General features: G+C 41.3%; 19 protein-coding genes. All 19 read right to left on the minus strand.

What is annotated here, in order from left to right:
* Positions 1 to 22: 22 nt before the first annotated feature.
* The gene (locus CD00_RS0109600) at positions 23 to 508 is read right to left on the minus strand and encodes a hypothetical protein (RefSeq protein WP_026655765.1); all 486 of its coding nucleotides are present in this window, start codon (positions 506 to 508) and stop codon (positions 23 to 25) included.
* 311 nt (positions 509 to 819) lie between these two features.
* Positions 820 to 1,479 carry a GTP pyrophosphokinase gene (locus tag CD00_RS17915; protein WP_027208551.1) on the minus strand — a complete coding sequence of 220 codons (660 nt, stop codon included), beginning with the start codon at positions 1,477 to 1,479 and terminating at the stop codon, positions 820 to 822.
* Between the two features lie 3 nt (positions 1,480 to 1,482).
* On the minus strand, positions 1,483 to 2,412 hold the full coding sequence (locus CD00_RS0109610; RefSeq protein WP_026655768.1) for a glycosyltransferase family 2 protein: 930 nt from the start codon (positions 2,410 to 2,412) through the stop codon (positions 1,483 to 1,485).
* Between the two features lie 186 nt (positions 2,413 to 2,598).
* Positions 2,599 to 3,879 (minus strand): LCP family protein, encoded by a 1,281-nt coding sequence (locus CD00_RS0109615; protein WP_026655769.1) that lies wholly within the window; start codon positions 3,877 to 3,879, stop codon positions 2,599 to 2,601.
* Positions 3,880 to 4,028: 149 nt separating this feature from the next.
* Positions 4,029 to 5,417 carry an undecaprenyl-phosphate glucose phosphotransferase gene (locus tag CD00_RS0109620; protein ID WP_026655771.1) on the minus strand — a complete coding sequence of 463 codons (1,389 nt, stop codon included), beginning with the start codon at positions 5,415 to 5,417 and terminating at the stop codon, positions 4,029 to 4,031.
* Positions 5,414 to 6,385: a glycosyltransferase family 2 protein gene (locus CD00_RS0109625; RefSeq protein WP_026655772.1), complete on the minus strand. Its 972-nt coding sequence runs from the start codon at positions 6,383 to 6,385 to the stop codon at positions 5,414 to 5,416. Before CD00_RS0109625 ends, CD00_RS0109620 begins: the two co-directional genes overlap by 4 nt.
* 5 nt (positions 6,386 to 6,390) lie before the next feature.
* Positions 6,391 to 7,758 (minus strand): glycosyltransferase family 2 protein, encoded by a 1,368-nt coding sequence (locus CD00_RS17920; protein ID WP_081811890.1) that lies wholly within the window; start codon positions 7,756 to 7,758, stop codon positions 6,391 to 6,393.
* Between the two features lie 84 nt (positions 7,759 to 7,842).
* Positions 7,843 to 9,582 carry a phospho-sugar mutase gene (locus CD00_RS0109635; protein ID WP_026655774.1) on the minus strand — a complete coding sequence of 580 codons (1,740 nt, stop codon included), beginning with the start codon at positions 9,580 to 9,582 and terminating at the stop codon, positions 7,843 to 7,845.
* A gap of 63 nt (positions 9,583 to 9,645) precedes the next feature.
* Complete coding sequence (locus tag CD00_RS0109640; RefSeq protein WP_026655775.1) at positions 9,646 to 11,706, minus strand: glycosyltransferase family 2 protein; 2,061 nt, start codon at positions 11,704 to 11,706, stop codon at positions 9,646 to 9,648.
* 27 nt (positions 11,707 to 11,733) lie between these two features.
* Positions 11,734 to 13,845 (minus strand): glycosyltransferase, encoded by a 2,112-nt coding sequence (locus tag CD00_RS0109645; protein WP_026655776.1) that lies wholly within the window; start codon positions 13,843 to 13,845, stop codon positions 11,734 to 11,736.
* Positions 13,846 to 13,854: 9 nt separating this feature from the next.
* Positions 13,855 to 16,014, minus strand: a complete 2,160-nt coding sequence (locus CD00_RS19850; protein ID WP_081670550.1) for a class I SAM-dependent methyltransferase — start codon at positions 16,012 to 16,014, stop codon at positions 13,855 to 13,857.
* Positions 15,998 to 17,404: an ABC transporter ATP-binding protein gene (locus tag CD00_RS0109655; protein WP_026655777.1), complete on the minus strand. Its 1,407-nt coding sequence runs from the start codon at positions 17,402 to 17,404 to the stop codon at positions 15,998 to 16,000. The genes CD00_RS19850 and CD00_RS0109655 overlap by 17 nt, the downstream gene beginning before the upstream one ends.
* A 42-nt stretch (positions 17,405 to 17,446) precedes the next feature.
* Positions 17,447 to 18,523 (minus strand): ABC transporter permease, encoded by a 1,077-nt coding sequence (locus CD00_RS0109660; protein WP_051594144.1) that lies wholly within the window; start codon positions 18,521 to 18,523, stop codon positions 17,447 to 17,449.
* Entirely contained in the window at positions 18,520 to 19,065 is a 546-nt protein-coding gene (gene rfbC, locus CD00_RS0109665; protein WP_026655779.1) for a dTDP-4-dehydrorhamnose 3,5-epimerase, read from the minus strand. The genes CD00_RS0109660 and rfbC overlap by 4 nt, the downstream gene beginning before the upstream one ends.
* Positions 19,066 to 19,079: 14 nt before the next feature.
* On the minus strand, positions 19,080 to 19,454 hold the full coding sequence (locus CD00_RS0109670; protein ID WP_026655781.1) for a hypothetical protein: 375 nt from the start codon (positions 19,452 to 19,454) through the stop codon (positions 19,080 to 19,082).
* Positions 19,455 to 19,486: 32 nt separating this feature from the next.
* A complete protein-coding gene (gene rfbA, locus CD00_RS0109675) occupies positions 19,487 to 20,356 on the minus strand; it encodes a glucose-1-phosphate thymidylyltransferase RfbA (RefSeq protein ID WP_026655782.1) in 870 nt (289 codons plus the stop codon).
* Between the two features lie 15 nt (positions 20,357 to 20,371).
* Positions 20,372 to 21,457, minus strand: a complete 1,086-nt coding sequence (rfbB, locus tag CD00_RS0109680) for a dTDP-glucose 4,6-dehydratase (RefSeq protein ID WP_026655783.1) — start codon at positions 21,455 to 21,457, stop codon at positions 20,372 to 20,374.
* A gap of 19 nt (positions 21,458 to 21,476) precedes the next feature.
* Positions 21,477 to 22,985, minus strand: a complete 1,509-nt coding sequence (locus CD00_RS0109685) for a hypothetical protein (RefSeq protein ID WP_026655784.1) — start codon at positions 22,983 to 22,985, stop codon at positions 21,477 to 21,479.
* Between the two features lie 24 nt (positions 22,986 to 23,009).
* The gene (locus CD00_RS19315) at positions 23,010 to 26,279 is read right to left on the minus strand and encodes a glycoside hydrolase family 25 protein (protein ID WP_051594145.1); all 3,270 of its coding nucleotides are present in this window, start codon (positions 26,277 to 26,279) and stop codon (positions 23,010 to 23,012) included.
* Between the last annotated feature and the right edge of the window lie 74 nt (positions 26,280 to 26,353).

The following is a 26,353-nucleotide window of genomic DNA, read 5'->3' on the forward strand; positions in this document are numbered from 1 at the left end:
TTAAAGTCTTTCTATAAGCTGGTTAAAGTACTTCGAATATCTTTAGAACATTAAATAAAAGATCTGCAAAAACCATAAGCACTATAATTATCAACAACGGGCCAACCGCATTGTTCTTATATTCAACAATATCAAGTACCGTTTCCATCTTCTTATTGATCTCTGCCATCTCTTCCTCGATCTTCTCACGGTTTTTATCAACAATCGCCTGAACATTTCTGTATATCTGTACACCGACATCATGAGTCTTTGAATCACTCTCATGTATCCTATTGATAACTTTTTCAAACTCTTCAGTATAGTCCCTTGAAGCTTCCATCAATTCCTCAAGCTGTTCAAGTTGCTGGCTGTACTCTGCAGCATGCTTGCGCAATTCTTCGATTTCTCTTCTGTAATGCTCGGCTTCCTTCTTGATTCTCTGGGCTTCAGCCATCTCCGCTTGGGAATTGGCTTTTATTATGTCCTGTGGGCTAAACTTTTCAGCAAGTTTGTCCATAAAGTTTTCCATAACTTTCCCTCCTCATATATGCATTACTCCCCTAATCTGCATACAATATAGCTTATCATCCATTATGCAAATTAGACAAGATTGTAATATCAAAAAGTTTATTATTGTGTACTTTTACTATTTGTTCATGGGTCGTTCATATTTTATTCATATTTAACTTGTATAGTATTTTCAGAGCAAAAAAACGACGAACTTAATTTAAAATTTAGATAGATTTTTTCATAATAGGCCGGGCGCAGCGATGTGTCTGGCCACTCCTCATTAATACGGCTTTTTAAGGCATTTATCCCCAAAAATGCCTGTTACTGCCATCAATTATTGGCAGTATTCTCAATCGCCTGTATTTCATCATTAAGAGACAACATTCTCGCATCCAGATCTGCTACCATCTTGGCGCATTCATAGAGCTCGGTATTGATATGTACCGGTGCCTTCCCCTCAAATTTATATTGAATCTTGTGCTCCAGTGAAGCCCAAAAATCCATTGCAACAGTTCTTATCTGAATCTCAACTTTGACATTTACTATTCTGTCCGAAAGATAAACAGGAAGCGAAACAATCATATGATAGCTCCTGTATCCGCTATCCTTGGGATTCATGATATAGTCTTTGATAGTCAGCACCTGGATATCCTTCTGGCTGCTGATCATCTCGGCTATTCTGTATATATCTGATGTAAAAGAGCATATTATACGAATTCCGGCAATATCATTAACATAGCGCACCATGTTCTCGATTGTGGACTCGTATCCGTTTCTCTTAAGCTTTTTTACGATACTTTCAGGGCCTTTAACTCTGGCCTTGACGTGCTCAATAGGATTATATCTGTGAACCTCCTGAAATTCCTCGTTAAGGATTTCAATTTTGGTCTGTATCTGTTTGAGCGCAGCATTATAAAGGAGGTTTACTTCCTCCCATGTGTGTATGTCATCGGATATTTTTATATTGCTTCCTGAAAGATCTAATTCCATTATTTACACCCAATATTCCTTGTTCATCGAAAAAGCCGTTACCAAACTCTGTGGCAGTTTTTTGTAATTTCTGCCAAGCTTGTAACCCAGCCATCTGAAGCCGCACATAATTATATAATGCGGTATAAGGTAACCCTTTCCTATATGTCTGAAATGCTTAACGGTCTGTCCGACCATCTTCTTTCCCTCTGACTCGGAACTTATACTACCGAATATCTCAGGATGATCTGTCTGTGATACTCCAAGGTCAAAATTTCTGTGGAACTGCTGCATGCAGGTGTAGTTATGTGAATGAACCACTCCCGCCTCCGGAACATAGCATATAGCATATCCCTTCTGGCATGCATTTCCCGCATATACCATATCTTCATTGAAGATCGTCTTATGCGTGAATCCACCTATTTTATCGTATATATCGCGCCTGTACATGGCACATACATTTGAACAAAAATAAGTTTTTATTCCCAATCTGCTAACATCCGCCTGAGTCTTTCTGATAAACTCATTAGGATAGTTGAATTTTCTCGAATATCTCTCCGCAAGATTGCAATCAGGCTTCGGATACTGCCTTGCATATGCAGCGGCAACATCTTCATCAAGTGCCTTCGCAAGAGAAGCTATAAGCACCTTGTCTCTCGGAAAAGCATCCTGTGTCATCATAAGGAAAAAATCTGCGGAAGAAAGCTTCACCCCACGGTTTCTGGTCTCTCCGTGATCAAATTCTTTTTTGCTGACATGTTCAACGATAATATTGTCGTATTTATCCGCCGGATTCGCACCTGCTTTATCTATAAAATCATTCCAATACTTTTCTTCCGTATTCATTATGATAATATGCTCAGGTCTTATCGATTGCTTTTCAAGATCATCGATCAGTTCGAAAAGAGATTTATCCGGCTTATACGTTGGTATTATCACATCAACTTTATACATCTCTACCTCAATTATATTAAATAATCAGTCCCAATCATAGAGTTACTGATATTTCTAATGAACAAAAAGGGCTGAGCTCATACAGAACCCGGCCCTTCTATTTATATTCTGCTAAAAATCGCCTTACTTTCCTGTAACTGCGCTAGTCTTCTTACTTTACTATATTTCTTAATACCCGTAGGTTAATTATTTACCCGCACCGGTATCTGTACTGATCTTCTGACTGTACTTCTTAACATCATCAGATACAGCATACTCAGTATCATTAAAGAGGAATCCGTGAAGCCACTTAACGTTGCTCTCAAGATCCACTGGTGCTACAACACTCTTCTTTCCAACTCTGGCATTAGGATTTATCATGCCTTCGCTGGGGAATCCGGCCTGATCCACAATCTCATACTTAGGAACCTTCTTGAGGAGTTTGACTATCTCATCAAAATGAAGTGTTGTATATGATTCCTTAAATACTTTTTCTGCAATCTCTTCAAGTTCAGCAGGGCTCTTCTTCTTTGCCTCTTCAAGACATGCCTGAATAACTTCTCTCTGTCTTGCCGCACGGTCGATATCACCATTTGCCGTATATCTTACTCGGCAGTAAGCTGTAGCCTGAAGACCTGTAAGTCTCTGAAGTCCCGCTTTCTCTACAGGCTTATATTCCATCTTAAGATCCTGAGCCATTGTATTCTCGTAGTTATTAAGATGCTTAACAACGTTATCGGGAACATCAATCTCTACACCACCCAAAGCATCAACAACATCTGACAATCCTCTGAAACCGATTGTATAACAGTGCTTAATATCCATATCAAGGTTCATATTGAGCATCTTGATTGCCTGCTCAGGACCACCGTATACATATGCAGCATTACACTTATCATAAGAGTCATCACTAAGATTAAGCCATGTATCACGATATACGGAACAAAGTCTGATCTCACCGTTATCATTGTTGATAGAGCAGATTATGATCGAGTCTGTTCTTGTCTTCTTATCAAGCTGTCCCTTTCTTGAGTCAACACCAAAAAGAGCAATATTTGTATATCCCTTCATGTGTTCACTGTCTGCAGCTGCTTCACTGATACTATCATTGATCTCGGACTCATCAAGATTAACTCTTCCGACCTTTGTAGCTCCCATCTTAAAGAATATGTTATAAGCAGCAACCAAAAGTAACAACGCAACTGCGATCTCACTTATAAGTAGTATTAATGCTTTATTATTTTTCTTACCATTTCTGGGTGCACCGGGTCTTGATGACTGACCGCCTCTTCTGGGGTCATCGTATCTGGAGCCTCTTCCGTCAGGTTCTCTTCTTCTGACAGGACGCTCATCATAATCATCATAATCACGTCTAGATCTAGAGTCTCTTCCTCTTCCTGAGGATCTCATATCGTCTCTGTATCTATCATCTCTCTGAGAAGGTCTGCGACCGCCTCTGTCATAATATTCATCATCACGATTAGCCATATTACCTCTCCAATTCTCCATGTTGTCCCAACAAACTGGTCATAGATTATTAAAACTTCTGTGCAACACTTTTTAACATTTGCGTAAAAAAGTTAGCGTATACCCAATACATTTTGCCACAAAAGTGAAAAATATACAAGTCTATACGCTCAATATGCATTTTTATTGACAATTCCGTATCTTATGGTTCCGATTATTATTCTGAAATCAAACATCATCGACCAGTTTTCGATGTAATAGAGGTCATATTCAATTCTTTTTCTTATAGAAGTATCTCCTCTGTATCCGTTTATCTGAGCCCAGCCTGTGAGCCCGGGTCTTACCTGATGCTTAACCATATATCTGGGAATTTCTTCCTTGAACTTCTCAACAAACTGAGGTCTCTCGGGTCTTGGTCCGACAATACTCATCTGTCCGATCAATATATTGAAAAGCTGCGGAAGTTCATCAATACTTGTCTTTCTGATAAACTTACCTATCGTTGTAACTCTCGGATCGTCCTTTGTGGTCCAGCCCTTTTTCTCTTCAGATTCGGTCTGAACTCTCATGCTCCTGAATTTATACATATTGAATGTTTTGCCGTTAAGTCCCACTCTTTCCTGCTTAAAGAGTATAGGCCCGTTGTCCGTACTCTTTATAAGGAAAGCCACAACAAACATCACCGGCGAACACAAAATAATTCCGATCAAAGAACCGATTATATCCACCATCCTCTTTGCAAGCCTGTTAAATGAATTTGTAAGAGGCACGTATCTGATATTGATAACAGGTATTCCCTGCACATCTTCCGTATACGGATTACTTGGAAAAAGAGATGAATAATCGGGAATGAACTTTGTGTGAACTCCCGATTTTTCACACTGTGCAACAAATTCCTCAAGTCTGTCATAATCATTCAAAGGAAGCGTGATAGTAATCTCATCAAATTGATTATTTTCCAGATAACTTGCAAGCTTATCGGTATTTCCGATAACCTCAATTCCGTGATAGCTTGTTCCGATCGGCACAAAATCATCCAAAACACCCGCGATCACATAGCCCCACTGAGGATTGTCGAGGATTCTGCTGATATAACCTTCTGCTGCCCTCGAATATCCGACAAGCAAAATGTGCTTTATGTTATAGCCTTTTTTCCTGATAAACTGAAGAAACTTCCTCAGAAGTCCGTGCGCTATCGTCGTCGAAGCAACATTTATCGCAAAAAAGATAACAGTAAGCTTTCTGGAATAGTATTGCTTACTTATCCAGAACAAAAGTACATAAAGTCCCAGCACTCCAAGTACATTTGCCTCAAATATATCAATAAATTCATCCCATAATTTAAGTGCCCGTCTTGATGTATAGAGCTGCATCATGTAATACAGAAACAAATACGCGGGCACAACATAGTACAGATATCTAAAATATTCTTCCTGCGAATACTGTCCGATAGTGGGATCCTTGATTATAAAATAAGACGCAATATATGAACCGGCTATAATAAGCCCGTCCACAATGACATGCGCTCTATTTAAATGTATCTGATTGTCCTTGATCATACTCTTGTTGCCCCAAATCTTCTTGCAATATTAATCCACAGTTCAAGCTGAAGGCCTGCGCATGCAAGAAACTCCTTCTTTCCAAACTTCTGTCTTCTGTCCGCATTTTTCAAGATTTTGGAAAAACCGGCCATGATTCCCCTTACATGGCTCATTCCCAATCCTTTACGCACATAGAAGACATGCTTAATAATAATCCCGGCGATAATAAAAGGTAAATTTATAATTATCTGCAAAACCGGCATATTCTTATAAATAAAGTATAAGTTATTACCTGCTGTTAATTCAACCTTAAAAGAGTTGTATCTTGAGCCCGAAGTTCCGCTTCCCGCATGATAAACAAGAGCATCCGGGTCGCAGGCATTGATATATCCCTTGACTCTGGCCCTATATCCTATATCAACGTCCTCAAGATAGCAAAAATGTTTCTCGTCAAAATATCCGATTTCATCAAACAAAGCACGCCTGTATATCGCAGCACCTGCGCAAGCAGATGTTACGGCTGTCTGTTTCGTAAGAAAGCTGCTCTTTTTATCTCTTCCGGGTGAAAAAGCCCATCCGAGAGCACAATAATAATCCCCGCTGTCATCAATAAGCTCGGGATTCTTAAGCTGAAGAAGCTTAGCCTGAACACTGAAGAGTTTTTTTCCCCTGTTCATGGTTCTGACCAAAGACTCGACCGCCCTTTCATCGCATACCGTATCATCGTTGAGCAAAAAAACATACTCGGAATCCGATGCTTTTATTCCGACATTCACGGCATTTGCAAATCCGGTATTCTCGTTAAGAGCAATAACTTTGACATCGGGGTACTTATCCTTGATATATCCGGCACTTCCGTCTGTGGAGCCGTTATCCACAATGATAACTCGAAAATCGCTATACGTCTGCTTTTTAAGACTTCTAAGGCAGTCATCAAGATATTTTTTTCCGTTATAATTGGGTATTACCACCGTAACTTTTTCCATCTGGGTCATATCCTCTTAACAACCTGCGGATCCCACATGATCCTAAGGCCACGTTTTCTGACTTCATCGCACACACGTAAACTGAGCTCTATGATTTCTTCCTCAGATAACCCTGCAAATCTGTCATCTGCAGCATTGTCATTAAATGTATCTATATATTTCCGGCCCGTAATCTCTTCATAGGCGCCGATAAACTCAGGTCTTATCGCCATGCATCTTATATCAACCGCATAGCAATCCTGCTGAACTACAGCTCTGTGCTGAAGTCCTCCGCTATATCCGATCAAAAGCCCTTTATAAAGAGCTGTTTTGTCCTTTTCATATATTCCGCCCGCAATCTTCTTTTTATCATCTACGAGCTTTCCGCCCACACATCCTATATCTTTTCTGCATGTCAGGATATCGGGCTTGTAATCTACCCTGTAGAAGCCAAGATGCGGAAGATTGGAAACTTCTGCTTCTATCTTTGCATCGTTAAGTGCCGACTCAATCGCATGAAGACCTGCTTCGTAAGCGTACATCTTACTTGCCGGATTGGCCGCGGTAGATTCGCTGTGGCATCTCCAGTGATATAGAACCTTTCCTATGTGTGCCATCTGTCCCGAAGCCATGTCTATTGAAAGAGCCGCTTCGCAACTTGTTCTCAAAAATAAGTCAAAATCCTGCGCACCGTCAAACTTTGACCTTAGTTTCAATCTCTTTATTATATCCCCTCTCACAACCGTAAAGTGACAGATATAATTATTCGAAAAAAGATAGTCCATATTAAAAGAGGGCTTTGCATGATGCTCGTAAAAGCGCCTCTTACCATTATCGTCCTCAAACTTATCCTCATCTGAATATATAAGCCTTATAGGACAGTTTTTATATCCGGACAGATGATTTTGCTTCATGCTCTTTTTAATGACTCTAAAGACCTCATAAAGAGCATCGGGAGTAAGAAGATCGTCGTGGTCCAAAAGACCTATATAATCTCCTCTTGCAAATTCAATTGCCCTGTTTGTATTCTCGGAAATCCCTGCATTTTCCTCAAGACGGTGATACTTGATCCTCGGATCGTTCTTCGCATATTCTTCCGCAAGAGTCAGAGCTTCAGGCGAAGCATCTGCGAGCACGAGCTCCCAATTTGCATAGCTCTGCACTATAACAGATTCGATCATCTCCTTAAGGTACTCCGAAGGAGTGTTGTATATGGGCACAACAATGCTGAAGTTCACCGTCTCCCCTTCCTCGGCGAACCTTCTGTACTCAAGGTTCTGTTCCTTAAGAACATCTTCGGAAAGAGAATGAAATTCGTAATTTTCGGAAGCACGTAATGAAGATTTTTCAAGGGCAGCAAAAAAATGCGGCCTCAACACCATTGCGCTTAGCATATGTTATTGTTTTTATGACCGCATTTTTGATTCCCATAATTATTTATATCCTAACTATATATTATTTCAGCAAGTTTTCTCAGCTTAGCCTACCGCATTCTTAACAGCTTCGGTAAGTTCATTCTGAAGCTTTTCGGCATCTTCCAGGTTCTTACCTTTTACGCCCATGTAGAACTTGATCTTGGGCTCTGTTCCTGAAGGTCTTGCACAGCACCATGAATCATCGTTAAGTGCAAAATACAGAACGTTTGAAGAAGGAAGTCCTGTCTTGGACTCTTCACCTGTCTCCATGTTTATAACTTTATCTGTCTTATAATCTCTGAACTCTTCAACTTTCCAGTTTCCGAATGTCTTGGGAGGATTATTTCTGAGTTTCTCCATGATAGCTGCGATCTGCTCAGCACCTTCCTTACCCTTCATTGTGATAGAATACTGACCTTCTTTGTAATAGCCGTACTCTTCATACATATCGATCATTGCATCCCAAACGCTCTTGCCCTGCTTCTTATAGAAAGCTGCAAGCTCGCAAAGGCACATAACGGCAACGATAGCGTCCTTATCTCTTGCATGAGTTCCGGCAAGACATCCGTAAGACTCCTCAAGACCGAATACATAGTTATGAGACTGATTGTTCTCTTCATAGATCTTGATCTGCTCACCGATATACTTAAATCCTGTAAGAACCTCAGTATAATAAAGTCCGTACTTTTCAGCAACACGTTTTGCCATGTTTGTGGTAACGATTGTTGTTACAAAAGCAGGGTTAGCAGGCATAGTCTTTGTACTTGTACGTTCTCTCAAGATATACTCACCGATAAGCATACCTGACATATTTCCTGTAAATCCGACATATTCACCTGTCTTAAGATCCTTAGCGTAGATTCCGAGACGGTCTGCATCGGGATCGGTTGCAAGAACGATGTCCGCATCCTTTTCTTTTGCAAGTTCAAGCGCAAGCTTAAATGCCTTGGGATCCTCGGGATTGGGATATTCCAAAGTTGTGAAATCGGGGTCGGGAGCTTCCTGCTCGGGAACCACATACACATTCTTAAATCCAAGTTCTTTCAAAACCCTTCTTACAGGAAGGTTACCTGTTCCGTGGAAAGGTGTATATACAATTGTGAACTTATCAGCCATCTCATCGATAACATCCTGATGGATGATCTGCTTCTTAAGCTCAACCATGTACTTGTCATCTATCTCTGTTCCAAAAGAAACATAAAGTCCCTGTGCGATGGCATCCTCTTTGGACATTGTCTTAACTTCATGATAGTCCTTGATAGCCATAACCTCTGCGATAATTCCGTTGTCATGAGGTGGTGTGATCTGCGCGCCGTCTTCCCAATATACCTTGTATCCGTTGTATTCCGGAGGATTGTGAGAAGCTGTTACCATTACACCTGCGATACAACCAAACTCTCTGAGTGCAAAAGAAAGCTCGGGAGTGGGACGTAAGATATCACTTACATAAGCCTTGATTCCGTTTGCAGCAAGGCAAAGAGCCGTCTCATCGGCAAACTCGGGTGAAAATCTTCTGCAGTCAAAAGAGATAGCAACCCCTTTCTTAGCTGCGTCGGGTCCGCCGTTTTTCTTGATATAATTTGCAAGTCCCTGTGTTGCTTTTCTTACAACGTACTTGTTCATTCTGTTGGTTCCGGCACCGATAACACCTCTAAGTCCGCCGGTACCGAACTCAAGCTCTCTGTAAAATCTATCTTCAACTTCGGCCTCATCATTCCTGATAGCCATTAATTCCTTTTTAGTCTCGTCATCAAAATATGAATCATTGAGCCAATATTCAAGCTGTTTTGATGCTTCACTCATTTTTTCTTCCCTCCTTAGGATAAAACTACTGGTTTATTATAGCATGATTGTATCCGTCACGCTTTACTTGTCCCTTAAACTCGAATACCCCTCAACATTCAGACTGTAATCGCTTCTGTCCAGAGAAAAATTCGGATTATAATAAGGATCTCCCTTATCAAGAACTTCCTTCCACTTTGTTCTAAAGTGCTCCGACTCGTCTTCGTAGCGCTTTGCATTCTCTCCCTCAAGGTCAAGGCCTCTTGAAAGAGATTCATAATGAAACATCTCAGCAAAAGGAGTAAACACGTTAAGATACCCTTTTTCTCTGAGTTTAAGGCAAAAATCAACATCATTGAGGCTCACTTCAAAAGTTTCATCAAGTCCACCAACCTCATCGTACTTCTTTCGTGAAACCATAAGACACGCACCCGTAACGGCACTTACATCCTGAGCATAGCAAAGTCTGCCCATATATCCGAGGTTCATACCTGCCTGTCCGTAATGGGAATGCCCCGCTGTTCTGTGAGCACCGAGCTTAAGCACAACTCCGGCGTGCTGTATCTTTCTGTCAGGGAAGTAAAGCTTACCGCCTACCGCGCCGACATCCGCTCTCTGAGCGTACATCAAAAGTTCTTCTATCCAGTTTACGGTTATAACCTTGGTGTCGTTGTTAAGAAGAATGATATACTCTCCGTCCGACGCTTTAACACCGTAGTTTACAACCTTGGAATAATTAAATTTAGGTTTTGAACCGTCGGGATTTAGATTGCTCTTGTCCTCGTAGAAATCTACAACCTTGACAATATCCTTAAGCGCACCCGACTTAAGTTCATCGTAATAGCCCTTTATCTCGGAGCCCTTACTTCCGTTCTCGACAACTATTATCTCATAGTTATCATATACAGACTTTTCATATATTGAATCAATGCACCTTCTAAGGTCCTCTGCGTGCTCGCAGTTGGGAATAATAATGCTTACCTTCGGTGTTCCGACAACCTCATAACTAATCTTAAAGATTGTCTCAAAAGCTCTGGTGCTCGTAATCTTAAAGTGGTCGTATCCGTGGCGTCTTAAGTGGTCTGCCACAGCTCCTTTTGCAGCCTCAATCGCATAGGGCTTGGCGCTTATATCCGACGCAACACTTCCCGCATGAGATCTCCAGTAATATAAAAGCTTTGGAATATGCACAATATGCTCGGCTTTATCCGTGAGCCTCAATATCATGTCATGATCCTGGCTTCCGTCAAATTTAGTTCTAAAGAGCTCAGTTCCCTCGAGAAGAGTTCTTTTAAACACACTGAAATGACAAATATAATTGTTTGCCCTTAAGTTATCAATAGCATAGTCAGGCTTAAAATGCATTGTTATCATCTTGTTGATATCATCGCCCTTAAAGGTCGTCTCATCGCAATAGATGTAATCCGCATTCTCCTCATTTATAGCCTTGACATACCAGTAAAGAACTTCCGGATGAAGAATATCATCGTGATCGAAAAGACCGACATACTCACCCTTTGCAAGTTCAAGACAGTGATTTGTATTTCCCGAGATACCCTCGTTCTTCTCAAGCTTTTCGTAGGAAATCTTGCAATTTCCCTCTTTGTCCAAAGCCCTGTCTTCCTTCATATATTCGCTTACAATCTGCGATACAAGTCCAACATGCTCATCATCGGAACCGTCCGCAAGGCAAAGCTGCCAGTTTGAATATGTCTGTACAAGAACAGACTCGATCATGTCTCGAAGAAACTTTTCAGGAGTGTTATAAAGAGGCACCAGTATAGAGATCAAAGGCGCTTTCTCGAAAACAGTCTCTTCCTGCTCTTTTCTTACTTCGGGAGTTGGAAAGCTCTCCGTTCCGTAATGAGTCATGGCCTTTTTTTCTACCTGCTTGTACTTTATCTTGGCGATAACTCCCTTTACAGAGCCCTGATTTCTCACCCTGTCGATCTGCCTTATCGTAAAGTGCATGGCATTTCTCGCAGGCGTACTTGCCTTCCAGATAGGATTGTTCTTGATCCTTGAGAGCTTAAACTCAAGCTCGCTGTTCTTATCTTCAAGTTCCGCAATCCTTGACGCAAGATCTGCGCTCTTTAACTTTTCTTTTTCATATGCTGCTTTAAAATCAAAATCTTTTTCTGACATAAAAAACTTCCAATCAATTCCTTACATTCAATTCTTAACATGTAATATATTCGGTACCCAGTTAATGAGCTTAAGCCTGCTCGTTCTGTCTATCGCAAGCATTCCGATTTGATAGAATCCGGGTTTTAATTCACCCTTTTTAATCTTTAGCTTATATCCCGTAAGGTCCACATTGACCTGATCCTGGAGTCTTACCCTGATGTCCGGTCTGTACCAGATATAGGGCGTAAAACTGTAAACTTCAGGCCCAACAGGTCCTGCCCCATCCTCATACCTCTCTACAAGCCTCAAAAGAAGCTTTTTGTCATAGAGTGCATTGTCAGATCCTATAACAAAACTGTATCCCTTAAGGAAATATCCCTCAATATTATCTGCGGTATTAACGCCATACAGCCAGTTGTCCATAGAAGCGTTGTACTCGCATCCGACTCTCAGGCACTGATCTTCTCTCGCCCCCTTAATTCCCTTCTCATGAAGAACAGGCGACATATAAGGTATGTCTTCAACAGGCGTGTAGTCTTCTCTCGGAATGATCGCCGATATCGTCTCATCTTCCGTAAGATGCGGGCTGTAAAAAGGATCCTTGTTATACAGGTGCGCGTGCCTCTTCATAAGCACCTCGCCTTCTGCCGCAAGTCTGTCCATCTTCTTCGGATCAAGGTTATCAAGTCCCCTTGTAAGAGACTCATGATGCAAAAGATAAGTATGATTGCAGCAAACGTTGTAATAGCCCTTTTCAAAAACGCTGTAGCAGAAATCCACATCATTGAAAGCAACCTTAAGTTCCTCGGGGAAACCTCCCACGTCGTTGAACTTGCGTCTGCTTATGAGAAGGCAGGCCGCTGTCACGCCTATCATGTTGTGTATTCCTCTGTTGTAGCCAAAATAATGGCTCTTATTGTCATGCATCTTCTGAAGCTTGTGAACGGGGCCTCTTCTCACATTTGCAATTCCCGCATGCTGTATAAGGTCGGTCTTTGGATAGATAAGCTTTGCTCCGACAGCTCCCACATGCTTAAGCTGGGCCTGTGAAATAAGCTCCGTCAGCCACCCGTCTTTAACCGCCTCGATATCGTCATTGAGGAAAAGAAGATACTCTCCCGTGCAACTTCTCGCGCCCTGATTGCACATAGCCGAGAAATTAAAGTCCTGAAGCTTGTATATATAATTTATCTTGGTAAGTCCGTTTTTTCTGGGCGCTCTCGATGCATACACACCGTACTTAACCCTGTTTGACGCAGAACTTCCGTTGTCTATGACAACAATGTCATATGTTATTCCGGCATCCTTAGTTGTCTCGATTATCGAATTAAGACACTGCTGGAAAACCTCGGGATGATCCTTTGACGGGATGATAATGCTCACCGTCACGGGCTTAAGCAGCATATGTCTTGAGTTATGGAAACTTCTTCCGTAAAAGACATCCTGTCCTGCGTTTCTGTGAAACAGAACCTCTCTTATATGACCGATCGGAAGCTCTGTTCCCGTCCTCTTTGCAAACGCCCTCTCATGAATAGCCAGCATGCAAAAGAGAACATCGGCTGAAAGAAGCGACGCTTCAAGTCCGATCTGCTCGGGCGAATTTTTCTTGTTCGCTGTTCCGCCAAGCATCTTGACAGCATTGTCATATTCAGGAATCGCATCATGTACAGTCTTGGATCTGCAAGCAAAAAGACTGCCTATATAAAATGCATTTAAGTATGAATCCGGTGACCAGTCAGGCTTAAAGAAAGGATGAATAAACTTTCCGCCTCTTCCGATCTCATCCTCGTCCGCATAGACAACGTTATGCTCCGGATGCGCTATAAAATACTGTTTTATTACTTCTCCGGCTCTTTTCGTAAGTTTTCCCTTGGGACTTACAAAAATGTATACCGTGTTTTCATCGTCTTTGGCGTCAGTCATCTCCCATACTTTTGCATACGGAACAACCTTTACCTTAGGTTCCGGAAGCTTATGCGGTATGAGTTCTCCGTTCTCTCCCGTCTCATACTGAACGGGTGCTTCCGCCTGGATAACAGGGCTCTTCTCGATGTTCTTTTGCCATTTGTCATAAGCTGATGCCTTGGCATTGACCATCCTGTTGTATTTAGCTGTTCTTTTTGTTGCAAGAGTACTTTTAACTAACCCCTTAAGCATTCCCCGTTTTTACTCCTCGTCTCTGTAATAACGTGCCTCACGCTTTTCAACAATCTTTCTTCCGATTTTCTTTATTATCCCCACTTTTTCCTTTTGCTCAACACCAGGCTGAAGATCAACGGAATTGATAATAGCATCTGCGGCGTTTTTAGGAACCATCGTAGTAAGAAGTCTCACCGTGAGATGATTATTCTCCTTTACACTGAGTCCGCTTGCCGTAAGATCGAACTCAATATTCGGATCATCTGTATTAAACATGAAGGAATCATCTGTGATCCACTCGCCGTTTACAGGCTTAAGTGTAATATCCGCCGAGCCGTCCTCGATAGACAATCCGTTCCATGCAGCCTCTATCACGGTAACCATGCAGGGAGCAAATGCAGGATCGAGCCTTAGCACCTTGCACCTTGAATCTACCGGAATATCGAGACTTATCTCATTCTTGTCATCATACTGCTCCTCGGGGAATATCGAATCATCCTCCGAATATCCAAATCCCTCGTCAAAGTAAACCTGAACGCAGTCTGCAGCTCTTGCCGCATCCGCAGACTTTGAGAGTTCCTTTGGAACAATAACTTTTCTTCCTATATCTTTCCAGATCTCAACGAGAGACTTTCTGTTTCCCGTAACATATTTCTGGAATGCATATTCTTCATCAAGAAGAACCTTCATTTCTTTTTCTTTTAACCCAAGTCTCTCATATACAGGCTTTGGATCGAACTTCTCTCTCTTCCTGTCTTCGAGTCTGTAGCAGTAGAGTGCTCTCCACACCTGCTCCTTGGGCGGAATACATTTTCCGTAAGTCCACTCATAATCAATTATAGTCCAGATAGGTCCGTTTACCATTATGTTAGAAAAGATAAGGTCGTAATCGGACACCGGATAATCCGGCTTATAATTTAGTCTCTTAATATACTCATTTATAAGTGCATCGAAGGCTTCCATATCATCCCTGTCTATGCACTGATCAAGAAGCGACGCGAGAGGAACACCGTTTACAAAAGAAAAAACAGCACAGCCTTCCGTCTCGTCTATCTGGCAATCATTTATCTCAAAATCGCCGCCCCTGAACTTCTCCTGAAGTCCGAGATAAGCATCCCTTAGACCGAAAACATGCTCTCGTGCAGCCTCACTCAGCGGGAATTTCTTAATAACTTTTCTTCCCGTTCTGCTTATGGCGATATCTGTTCTTATCTTGAATTCATCAACTCTGTCGTTGCTGTACTTACTGTATACTGTATCAAATCCGGGTCCCAGTATTACTTCAAAAGAATTGGCAAAATCCGGATACATTCCGTCTTTGACAAGATCCTCATATGCATGTTTCTCGTTAAAGAGGATCATTCTGTCCCTGTCAAAGTTCCTGACATTGTCCTGAAGCTCTCCGAACTTAGGGAAATAAGAATCGGAGTGGATCATTGTCATGAGCTTGTAATCAGGATACGGATAGTAGAAATGATAATCATTCATTCCACACTTTTTAAATATATTGATAAGTCCGTTCCTTGTAAAAGTCTTGGCAACGCTGTCAGCCGTATAACCTTCGATTCCCTTAAAGTATGTTCCGAGATGATCTTCTGAACATCCTGCAAAATACTTAAGTCCAAGACGATTCTCGATGGCAATTACAATTCTTCCGCCCTTTTTAAGGTGTCTGTTAAGCATTCTGAGGAACTTCTCGTACGGGTTGTCCGTTCCGATATATCCCTGTCCGTACTCAAACACGCCGATAAGGAATATATAATCAAAATCTCTGTCAAGATCAGGCTCAATGTCCCTGAAGTTTCCCACGTGAATGGTCACGTTTCCGCATTCTTTGTTTCTGTAGGCATTGATCTCGGATCTTCTTCTGGAAAGATCGCACGAAACAACACTCGCTGCTTTCTTTGAAAGCATTCCCGTTATCGCTCCGCATCCTGATCCGACTTCAAGAACCTTCGCATTTGGATCCATGGGAATCCACTCAACGATATTGGCTCTCTGCTCAGAAAGATGGTAGAGAATAGGCCAGCTTGCTTTTTTCTCAATGATCTCCTGAAACTCTTCTTTTTTATGATTTTTTACAATCTCAAGAAGATCGTTCTCTACAGCACCGTCACTGTACAGATCGACCCCGGAATAATGTTTGAAATTAAGTGTGACATTGCCAATCTTAATCTGTTCCTGCATCTATATCTCTCACTTTACATGTTGTGTTCATATCATAATATCCAACCGTATTCTTATCTGATACGACCGTGATATTAAGGGCATCATACAGCCTGTGGTATACAGTAAAATCATTCTGCTCAAATCCTGTAACCCCAAAGCTTAAAAGATATTCTCCGCCCTGTAAAGACATATTCTGTGTGAAGGTTATCTCCTTCTCATCACCTGCTTTTACAGGTTCCAAAAAGGCTTTCTCAACCATGGAATTGGTACCTGTGATCTCAATTCCCATGATATTCTTGAAGGTAAGTGCAAAAATAGGTGCCGCAACATCCTTTTCGAACCTGACCTTCATGTGCACCGTAAATTCAGTGCCCTTGATTATTGAGTTCGACCTCACTCCGTTTGAATCGGTAGCAAAGTACTCATAAATCTTAGCCGATCCGTCGCCGTACTCAAGAGTATCGGGATTTGAACCCGCATCTTCCCCGGAAGCCCATTCACTAAAGGTTTCCTTTCCGTCTTTTCTTTTTCCTTTTTTACCGGCATTTGCGGAGCCTTCAGAACTACTCTTCTTTATCTTGGAATCAGCTTTTTTGTCTGCTTTGGCGGCAGCTTCCCTGATATCATCATCATAGAGAAGATTCTCGCCTTCGCTGCTCGGAAGAGGATATTGTCCCACAAGAACCTGCTTGTAGATATCAATCATCTTCTTAGGTGTTCCCTCTCCGATGAGCACGCCCTGATTCAAAAGAACTGCTCTGTCACAATACTTACTTATACTTGAAAGATCGTGTGACACAAAGAGGATCGTCTTACCTTTTTTCTTAAATTCCTCAAACTTATGATAGCACTTTGCCTGGAAAAATACGTCTCCTACAGAAAGTGCCTCATCTACTATAAGAATTTCGGGATCGATGTTTATCGCAACCGCAAAGGCAAGTCTTACAAACATACCGCTTGAATAAGTCTTAACCGGCTGATATACATAATCTCCGATATCTGCAAACTCAAGGATCGCATCCATTCTATTTTTTATCTCATCTTCGGAAAAGCCGATCATCATACCGTTTAAGTAGATGTTGTCGATTCCGTTATATTCCATGTTAAAACCGGCTCCAAGCTCCAAAAGAGCTGAAATATGGCCGTTTACGTTTACTTCGCCCGATGTCGGAGTAAGAACTCCTGTGATTATCTTAAGGATCGTAGATTTTCCTGAACCGTTTGTTCCGATGATACCTACAGTCTCACCCTTTTTAACCGTAAGATTTACGTTGTTAAGGGCAATCTTTTCCTTAAACTTTTTCTTCTTGGCAAGGCCGAGTGAATCTTTAATCCTATCCCCCGGCTTTTCGTAAAGCGTATATGATTTAGTGAGGTTTTTTACCTCAATAGCTATATCATTCTTCATGTAAATTTCTCCATGATCTATGGATTGTTTCAAAATTATGTATCAAAGCACATCCGCAAAGTGCGGTTTAAGGCGCTTGAATAATACTGTTCCTATACAGAAAAGCATTACAACACTCAGCCAAAAATATGTCGATGAATAAAAATGTTCATAAAACCAGGTTTCACCGTAAATTGAGCTTCTGTATCCTTCCACGATATATGTCATGGGGTTAAGCTTTACAAACACCTTTATCAGGTCTTCATACATTCTTATTTGCTCTATTGGCATATGTAAATCATCTATAAAATGCGCTCTGACACGAGCTATAATATCGTTGTTAAGATCCCAGAGAATAGGAGTATACCACTGTAAAAGCTGAATTATAATACTTATGATCTGAAGGAGATCCCTGAAAAAGACAACGAGCGCACAGGTTGCATAACTGATAGATAAAACCAGTATAAATTCGCAACCAATGTAATATATGAGCTGAATCCAGTAAATACTGGGTTCATATCCCATAATCCATGCCATTGCAAGGAGCACACCCAAAAAGAATATATGAATAAACATTGCTGCAATTATTTTGATAATAGGAAGAATGCTTATTTTAAAAAGAACTTTTTTTACAAGATAGTTATATTCAAGAAGTGCTGTTGTTCCGTTATTAAGCGCTTCTACAAAAAAGAACCACGGAACAAGACCTGCTGTGAGGTAAAGCAAATGAGGAACTTCCTTTCCATTAGGAAGAACATGAGGAGCAGTCTTAAAGAGTTTTCCAAAAATAATGCTGTAAAGAACAACCGTGACAACAGGCTGAACAGCGGCCCATAAAGCGCCCCATGAAGATCCTGCATATCTTTTTTTGAAATCATTGACGGAAAGTCTCACAATAAGTTTTCTGCTGTTCCAAAGTTCAACAGGAAGAACCGTAAGTTTGTCATACCAAAAATAGACCAGAATACATCCGACACCTAACAAAATACATCCGCATATTTTTTTAAGCATCTCTGTATGTTGGTCTGCAAGAGGATTGTTATGTAAAAAAATTATCAGCGCAACCATAAACGCCAATACATAGAAAACGCCCAAGAATTTTTTCTTGGGGGGTTTTCTGATTTTCACTCTTTTGTTCAAAACTCTTTAATTCCTCCCCATTTTTTGTCCTTATCGGAAAGGTTGAGTTCTACACCGTCTATAAGCGGCCATTCTACTCCAATATCGGGATCGTTCCATTTAAGACCGCCCTCATCATTGGGATGATAGAAATCAGAGCATTTATACGCAAATTCGGCATACTCGGAAAGAACATAGAATCCGTGCGCAAATCCCTTTGGAATAAAGAACTGCTTCTTGTTCTCGGCAGATAAAACAACACCGAACCACTTTCCAAATGTAGCAGAATTTCTTCTAAGATCAACCGCAACATCAAATACTTCTCCGTTAATGCAACGAACAAGCTTATCCTGAGGATAATTCTTCTGGAAGTGAAGGCCTCTTAAAACGCCCTGTTTACTTGCAGACTGATTGTCCTGAACGAATTCAACATCAATACCGGCTTCAACAAAATCATTTTTGTTATAAGTCTCAACAAAATAGCCTCTGGCATCTCCGAATACAGTGGGAGTTATAACCTTAAGCCCCTCTATTTCACATGTTTCAACGCTAATCTTACCCATTTCTTGTCTCCAATTTAGTTAGAGCCCACAACTGCTGCGGGTTCTATGTAATCATTATATTCTTCATCATCTGTAATATCAGTAGACGCTTCAGAAGCAGCAGTGCCTGCCTCGTCCTTTTTTGTAACCACTACCGAAGGTATTTCCTCATTTGCATCAAAAAAACCTTCTTCAAACAAAAAGGCTTGCGTATTATCACCTATCTGCTCTCCGTACATACCGATATCACTGCTTGAAGAGGTCGCGGCAGAAGCTCCTTCGCCGGAAGCTCCTCCCTTACCGAAAATCTCATTAATTTTGTCGGCATTTGTAGCATAGACTATGACCAGCACCAAAATTAGCGCACTGACAATAGCAAGCACCGCCGTCCTGAATACCTTATAGTCCATCTGCAACCTCAGATTCTTATATTAAAGCCCGATCAAAGTCCGTTAGCAACCTCAACCAGATATTTACCGTAGTCGGTCTTCATAAGAGGCTCAGCAAGCTTAAGAAGCTGCTCCTTGTCAATGAAGCCGCGCTTATAGGCAATCTCTTCGATACATGAAACATAAAGTCCCTGTCTCTTCTGGAATGCGCATACGAAATCAGCGGCATCAAGAAGTGAATCGTGATTGCCCGTATCAAGCCATGCAAATCCTCTTCCCATTGTCTCAACGTGAAGAGTTCCTCTTCTCAAATACTCATTGTTTATACTCGTGATCTCAATCTCACCACGAGCTGAAGGCTTAACATTTCTTGCTATATCAACAACATCGTTGTCATAGAAGTAAAGTCCCGGAACCGCATAGTTACTCTTAGGATTCTCAGGCTTTTCTTCAATGCTGATAGCCTTTCCGTTCTCATCAAACTCAACTACTCCGTAAGCTCTGGGATCTCTTACATAGTATCCGAAGATTGTGGCACCCTTTTCTCTTGCCGCAACATCACGAAGAAGTTTTGAAAAACTCTGTCCGTAGAAAATATTATCTCCAAGAACAAGTGCAACGGAGTCATCACCGATAAAGTCCGCACCGATGATAAATGCATCGGCAAGGCCTCTTGGCTGATCCTGAACAGCATAGCTGAAATTCATTCCGAGCTGCTCACCTGTTCCAAAAAGATCTTCAAATATGGGAAGGTCTCTCGGAGTCGAAATTATAAGTACATCCCTTATACCTGCAAGCATAAGAGTTGAAAGCGGATAGTAGATCATCGGCTTGTCATATACCGGCATTATCTGCTTTGAAATAGCTCTTGTAAGCGGATAAAGTCTTGTTCCCGATCCCCCCGCCAAAATTATACCTTTCATCGTGAATCTCCTCTTTTATCTTCCTGAATACATCTTTGTGTAGTATTTTTCGTAATCGCCGCTTGTAACATGCTCCATCCAGTCGTTGTGATCGAAGTACCATTTAATGGTCTTTCTGATACCTTCCTTGAACATGGTCTCAGGTTCCCAGCCGATTTCCTTCTTGATCTTATCGGGAGCAATGGCATATCTTCTGTCATGACCTTTTCTGTCTGTTACATACTTGATAAGGTCATAGCTGAGCTTAGCCTTTCTGGGATCGCTGTCATCAAGCTCTTCTCTGAGAACATCGATGATTGTCTTAACAATCTCGATATTCTGCTTCTCATTGTGTCCTCCGACATTGTATGTCTCAAAGAGTCTTCCCTTCTCCTGTACCATGTCGATTGCCTTTGCATGATCCTCAACAAAGAGCCAGTCACGAACGTTCTTACCATCTCCGTATACAGGAAGATCCTTACCTGCAAGTGCGTTGTTGATCACAAGAGGAATGAGCTTCTCAGGGAACTGATAAGGTCCGTAGTTATTAGAGCAGTTAGTAATGTTTGCAGGGAACTTATATGTGTCCATATAAGCCTTTACAAGCATATCTGAGCTTGCCTTGCTTGCTGAGTATGGGCTGTGCGGATCGTAAGGTGTTGTCTCATAGAAATAAGCATTCGGGTCATCATCGAGTGAACCGTAAACTTCGTCAGTTGAAACATGAAGGAATTTCTTGCCTTCTTTAAATGATCCATCGGGAAGCTCCCATGCCTTCTTAGCTGCGTTGAGCATAGTAGCTGTTCCGAGAACGTTAGTCTCAACGAAAATCTCGGGATTGACAATAGATCTGTCAACATGGCTCTCTGCCGCAAAGTGAACAACTCTGTCTATGTCATTTTCTTCAAAAATCTTATTGATGGCGTCTCTGTCGCAAATATTTGCTTTGACAAAAGTATAATTGTCACGCCCCTCGACATCCTTAAGATTCTCAAGATTTCCCGCATATGTAAGTGCATCAACATTTATGATGCGAATGTCGTCACCGTATTTTTTGAACATGTAGTGGATATAGTTAGAACCGATAAATCCGGCCCCTCCGGTTACAAGATAGGTTTTCATCAAAGTATACCTTTCCTTTTCATTTTTTCGTGGCTATTATATCACAAGTCAGTGCTAAGTAGAAGAGTCCCATACCGTAGCACATATATCTGGGCTGAGGGAATATCATGGATCCCGTAACCACAGAGTTTATCGCAATTCCCGAAAGCGCAAGAAACGCAAACAGCAAAAAATCAACCTTCACATCCTTTTCATTTCCCCGATTTCCAAAAACGCTGCTCAGGAACAAGAGCACAAACGAAGTCAAAAACAGCAGATACATAAAGAATGATATCGGAATAAGAATCTTCGGACTGATATTTGCAACAGATATTACAAACGCTTTAAGTACATTTGCGGTAAATACATATATTATTGCCTTGCCGTCGCCTTTTTTTATTCTCTCAAAGGCATGTTTTAAAAGAGTTTTAAAAAGAATTCCCTCTATCTCATCTTCTTTTAGCTGAGCATCACACAGTTCAAGTCCCGGAAAATGACTTGCAACATATTCATCACACTTAACCTGCACGATATCGAAACCTATGGCATCATAGCTCTCCGCATAATGAGATGCCATCGCTGCCCAGTCCGAATTAAATACATTTGCCTGATCTCTCTTTTCATAACCCGGAGCATATTCTATGTTAAGTTGCTGCTCATTACAGGCATTAAAAATATCCGTATATAACGCATCGAGATCCGGATAGCCCTCATAATCTTTAAAAAGTTCCGCATCCTCGCTTCTTGCCGTATATAAAACCGTATCAAGTCCGCCCTTGTTGTTTCCGATATGTTCAACAAACCTTCCGCGAAGAGCCGAATTATACATTCTGTCAATTCCTTTTATACTTGCAATAGCCGCAACTATCATAAGCATGGTTATAAAAAACTTATGTATGCCTTCCTGCCTGTTTATAAAAAGATAAATTACAAATGCCGAAAAGCCCCATAAAATAAGACAGATAAGCATCTGTTTTCTGATACTTGCAATAAGAATCGCGAGGACGAATACTCTCACGAGATTTCTCTGAAGATACACTCTGTGCAAATTCCACAGCTCTATTGTGAAAACAACAAAGAGAGGAATTGCAAGTGATTCGGTCATAATGCTCTCAGAATACATCGAGCCTCTTTTGGCTACAAATCTGTTAAGCGATGCAACCGCCATCTGCGAAAAGACACCCGCGTATCCAAGAAACAAAGCACCACCTGTCTTCAGATAATGGCTTGCAACATTGCAGACTTTATTTCCCAGTCGCCACGACGCATATACCCACAATAGACTTTGAATTATCACAGCACAGAAAAGATATGAAGGTTGTCCCTTATATTCGCCTGAGAACTTAAAAGTTTCAAATATCTTTCTGATAAGCGCCAAAAAAAGCGGGTAAACAGGCTCTCTTGAGAAATCCATGCTTACATAGCTCCGGGAATCAACGCACCATACAGGGCCGTCCAAAACCGCAATTCCGATATAAAAAATTAAAGGCAAAACAAAGGACAGAATCTTAAAAGATTCCAATCCTTTGTCCTTGTTGATGTTACTCATATATTGTACCTATATTCACATTTATTATCTGTACAAAATGTTAAGGTCAACATTTCCGGAAATACCGGACACTTTACCCTTTGATGTATGCTGCCACATATCAAATCTTGTAGCGTTATATGTAGGATTTGCAGCATACTGCGCAAGCCAGATCTTGTAGTTTGTAATCTGATTGGTCTTGATCTTGCTTGTAAACCATGTCTTGTTTGCGTATACGCCGGCCTTGTATCCCGCATTCTGGATTGTTCCGCAAAATGCCTTGATGTTGGCAGTTCTCTGCTCAGCACTGATAGTATCGCCTCGGCCGTTACTTCCCTCTACGTCAAGATACACAGGGAATGAAAGTCCATATCCCTTACAAAGCTCTATTACCATTGAAGCTTCTTCAACAGCTTCCGCTTCGTTTACAGCCTGTGTAAAGAAATAAACACCAACCTTAAGTCCCGCTGCCTGAGCGCCCTTAATATTAGTTCTGAAAGTAGGATCCTCGATAAGTGCACCCTGAGATGAACCTCTGTAACCGCATCTGATGATAGCGAATTCGATTCCTTCGTTTCTTACAGCCTTCCAGTCTATAGATCCGTTCCACTTACTTACGTCGATTCCTCTTGCTCCCGCAGAAGTTGTAAGGACACCGTCGCTTCCAAATACGTACTCAACACCCTGAATAACCTGCTTACCTGTTACGTACTCACAGTTCTTGTTGTAGTAATAAGTCTTTCCGTTTATTGTCTGCCAGCCTTTGTATTTGAAGTTACCCTCTCCCTTGTCCTTAAGGAAGAAATTCTCTTTGTTATAGTAATCGGCATATGTTGCCTCTCTGAAGCCACCTTCTGAGCTCTTTACATAAACCTGCTCACCATCGCGAGTCTTAAGAAGTGCCTTCTTATCTACTACAGTTACCTCAATATTAAACTCATTATAACCTGTTGCTGTATATGTAACCGTTGTCTTTCCGGCTTTCTTACCCTGAAGTTCTGTTCCTGAAACGCCTACGATAGAAGCATCTTTAGCTTTTCCTGAGAATCCCGGATAATCATTTGCATTTATTCCGATATTTGTCTTCTCATCCTGTACGAGTGTGATCTTCTTGAAATTGATAGGAAGATCTCCGGCTTTCTTGGCATTAACAGTTACAGTGATATATTCAGTTTGATAATTCTCTGCTGTAACAGTCAGTTTTGCTGTTCCCTTAGCCACGGCAGTAATTGTATTTCCACTACATGATACGCATCCTGTATTGTCAGAAGTAATCTGAATCACCAATCCGGATACTTTTGTTTCTATAGCCTTTTTATCACCTTCAGTAAGTGTTATCGCTGTCTCTTTTACAGGAACCTTGCCGTTTTTCTCAAGAAGTGCCTTCTTGTCAGCTTCCTGCTTAAGTCTTGAAGCCTCTGCCGCAGCAGCATCGTCTTTCGCTTTTTTATCTGCAGCTTCTTTGGCTAATCTGGAAGCTTCTGCCGCTGCATCCTGCCTCTCTTTTTCTTCTTTTTCTTTCTTAATTCTTGAAGCCTCCGCCTCTGCTGCTTCCCGCTTTTCTTTTTCTTCTTTCTCTTTAGCTAATTTGGCTGCATCTTCATCTTCAGATGAAGTCTTGTTACTTCCTCCGCCATTCAATCCTGTACTTGCTGCATCCTTATTAGCATTTTTGCTGTCATCACTTGAATCGTCGCCGCTTCTATTATCCGAGTCGGCATCCGGTAAAGTAGAACTATCAGTAGTAAACAACGCAACAGTCCTAAAGTTAGTAAAGTCAATTATAGATGACTGTGACATAGGATCAGCAATACTGTTTTTATCAATTTCCTTATATGTACCGTTTTTATCGGCAGCCGATCCGTCTGCAGGAATCTTCTCACTCTCAACATATTCAACAGTATCTTTAAGTGTTGATTCCACAACGTTCTTTACCGCTGTATCTTCTTTTGCAACGTTGATCTGTGATTCTTTCTTAACCTCGTTGCTGACATCAACCGGCTTCATCTCTACCTTGTCTTTTACGGTTACAGACTTTGTAGATGTATCAAGGCTGTACTGTGAAAACTCGGCAGGAAGCGCATTTGGTGTAACCTTATATGTGCCGGGTTTCATATCCTTTTTATAGATGATACCGTCTTTATCGTCATCCTCGTAATCAACTTTAGATCCGTCGGGAGTTTCAACAGTCACCTTAAAAGGAACTTTTGCAACGAGCTTCTTGTTACTTCCGATAAACTTTATCTTAAGGTCGCTTTTGATAGAAGAAACACTAAAGCTTACCTTTCCGCCGGTAACTTCTTCCTCTACCTTCTCTTCTACTACTTCTTCAACCTTTTCTTCTTTTGCTTCATCAATGATATTAGCGGTCATCTGCTTTGCTTTTTGAGCATCGGCAACCGCAACAAGTCCGCTCTGTCCAACAATCTGAACATCGCTCATAGTCGATCCGACATCTGCAAAAGCACTGATCTCATGACTTCTGCCAAGCGCTTTTGTATAGAAAACTCCTGTCGCGATCGCACCACCAAGAATCACAACAGCAACAACTGCTGCAGTTCTTTCTACCGCACTCAGACTCTTTCTTGTCTTTCCGGATCTGCGTGCACCCTTCTTAGATGCCTTATGTCCACGACCGAATTCTTCATTATCATATCTGTCATCATATCCGCCGTCATACTCATAATCACTGTCGCAATATCTTGTATCATACTCATTATCGCCATTAAATGCGCTTGCAAGATCGGTACTCTTAAATTGCCTGTCATCTTCCGCATAGTCGCGATCGTCATCCGCATAATCTCTGTCATAATTAGAATCATCATACTTTTCATCAATCATGCGCTCATACCCGCGAACTTCATCGTCATAACCACGGGCATCATTTGAATAATAGCGATCATCATCCGCATATCCGTGACCGTAATCATCTCCGTTTTCGTAGTCACGATCATCATCGGCATAATCCCTATCATAATCTTCTTTTTCATATCTTCTGTCGTAGTCATAGCCTGCATCACTGTATTTGCGGCTATCTACGTAATCTTTATTGTCTTCATAATCGCGGTCGCAATCGTAATCATCATAATCGCTCTCAACTTTGTAATCGCAATTATCATCAAAAACCTCATACTCCCTGTCATAGCGACGATCATCATATCCACGATCATCTACATAATCATCATATCCGTCGTACTCACGATCGTCACGAACATCTCTGTCGTATTCTTCCCTATATTCCCTGTTGTCTCGTCTTTTTCTGTCTTTAGAAGTTTTGCGGCCGACAAATAATCCGCGCTTAGTTATCTTTTTCATATACACTCCTCGTACGATTGATCAATTTACGTAACTAAATATATCCTCCCTCGATAACCCCCTATACCATATAT

The sequence above is a fragment of the Butyrivibrio sp. AE3003 genome, from assembly GCF_000686065.1.
In the GTDB taxonomy this organism is placed as follows: Bacteria; Bacillota; Clostridia; order Lachnospirales; family Lachnospiraceae; genus Butyrivibrio; species Butyrivibrio hungatei_A.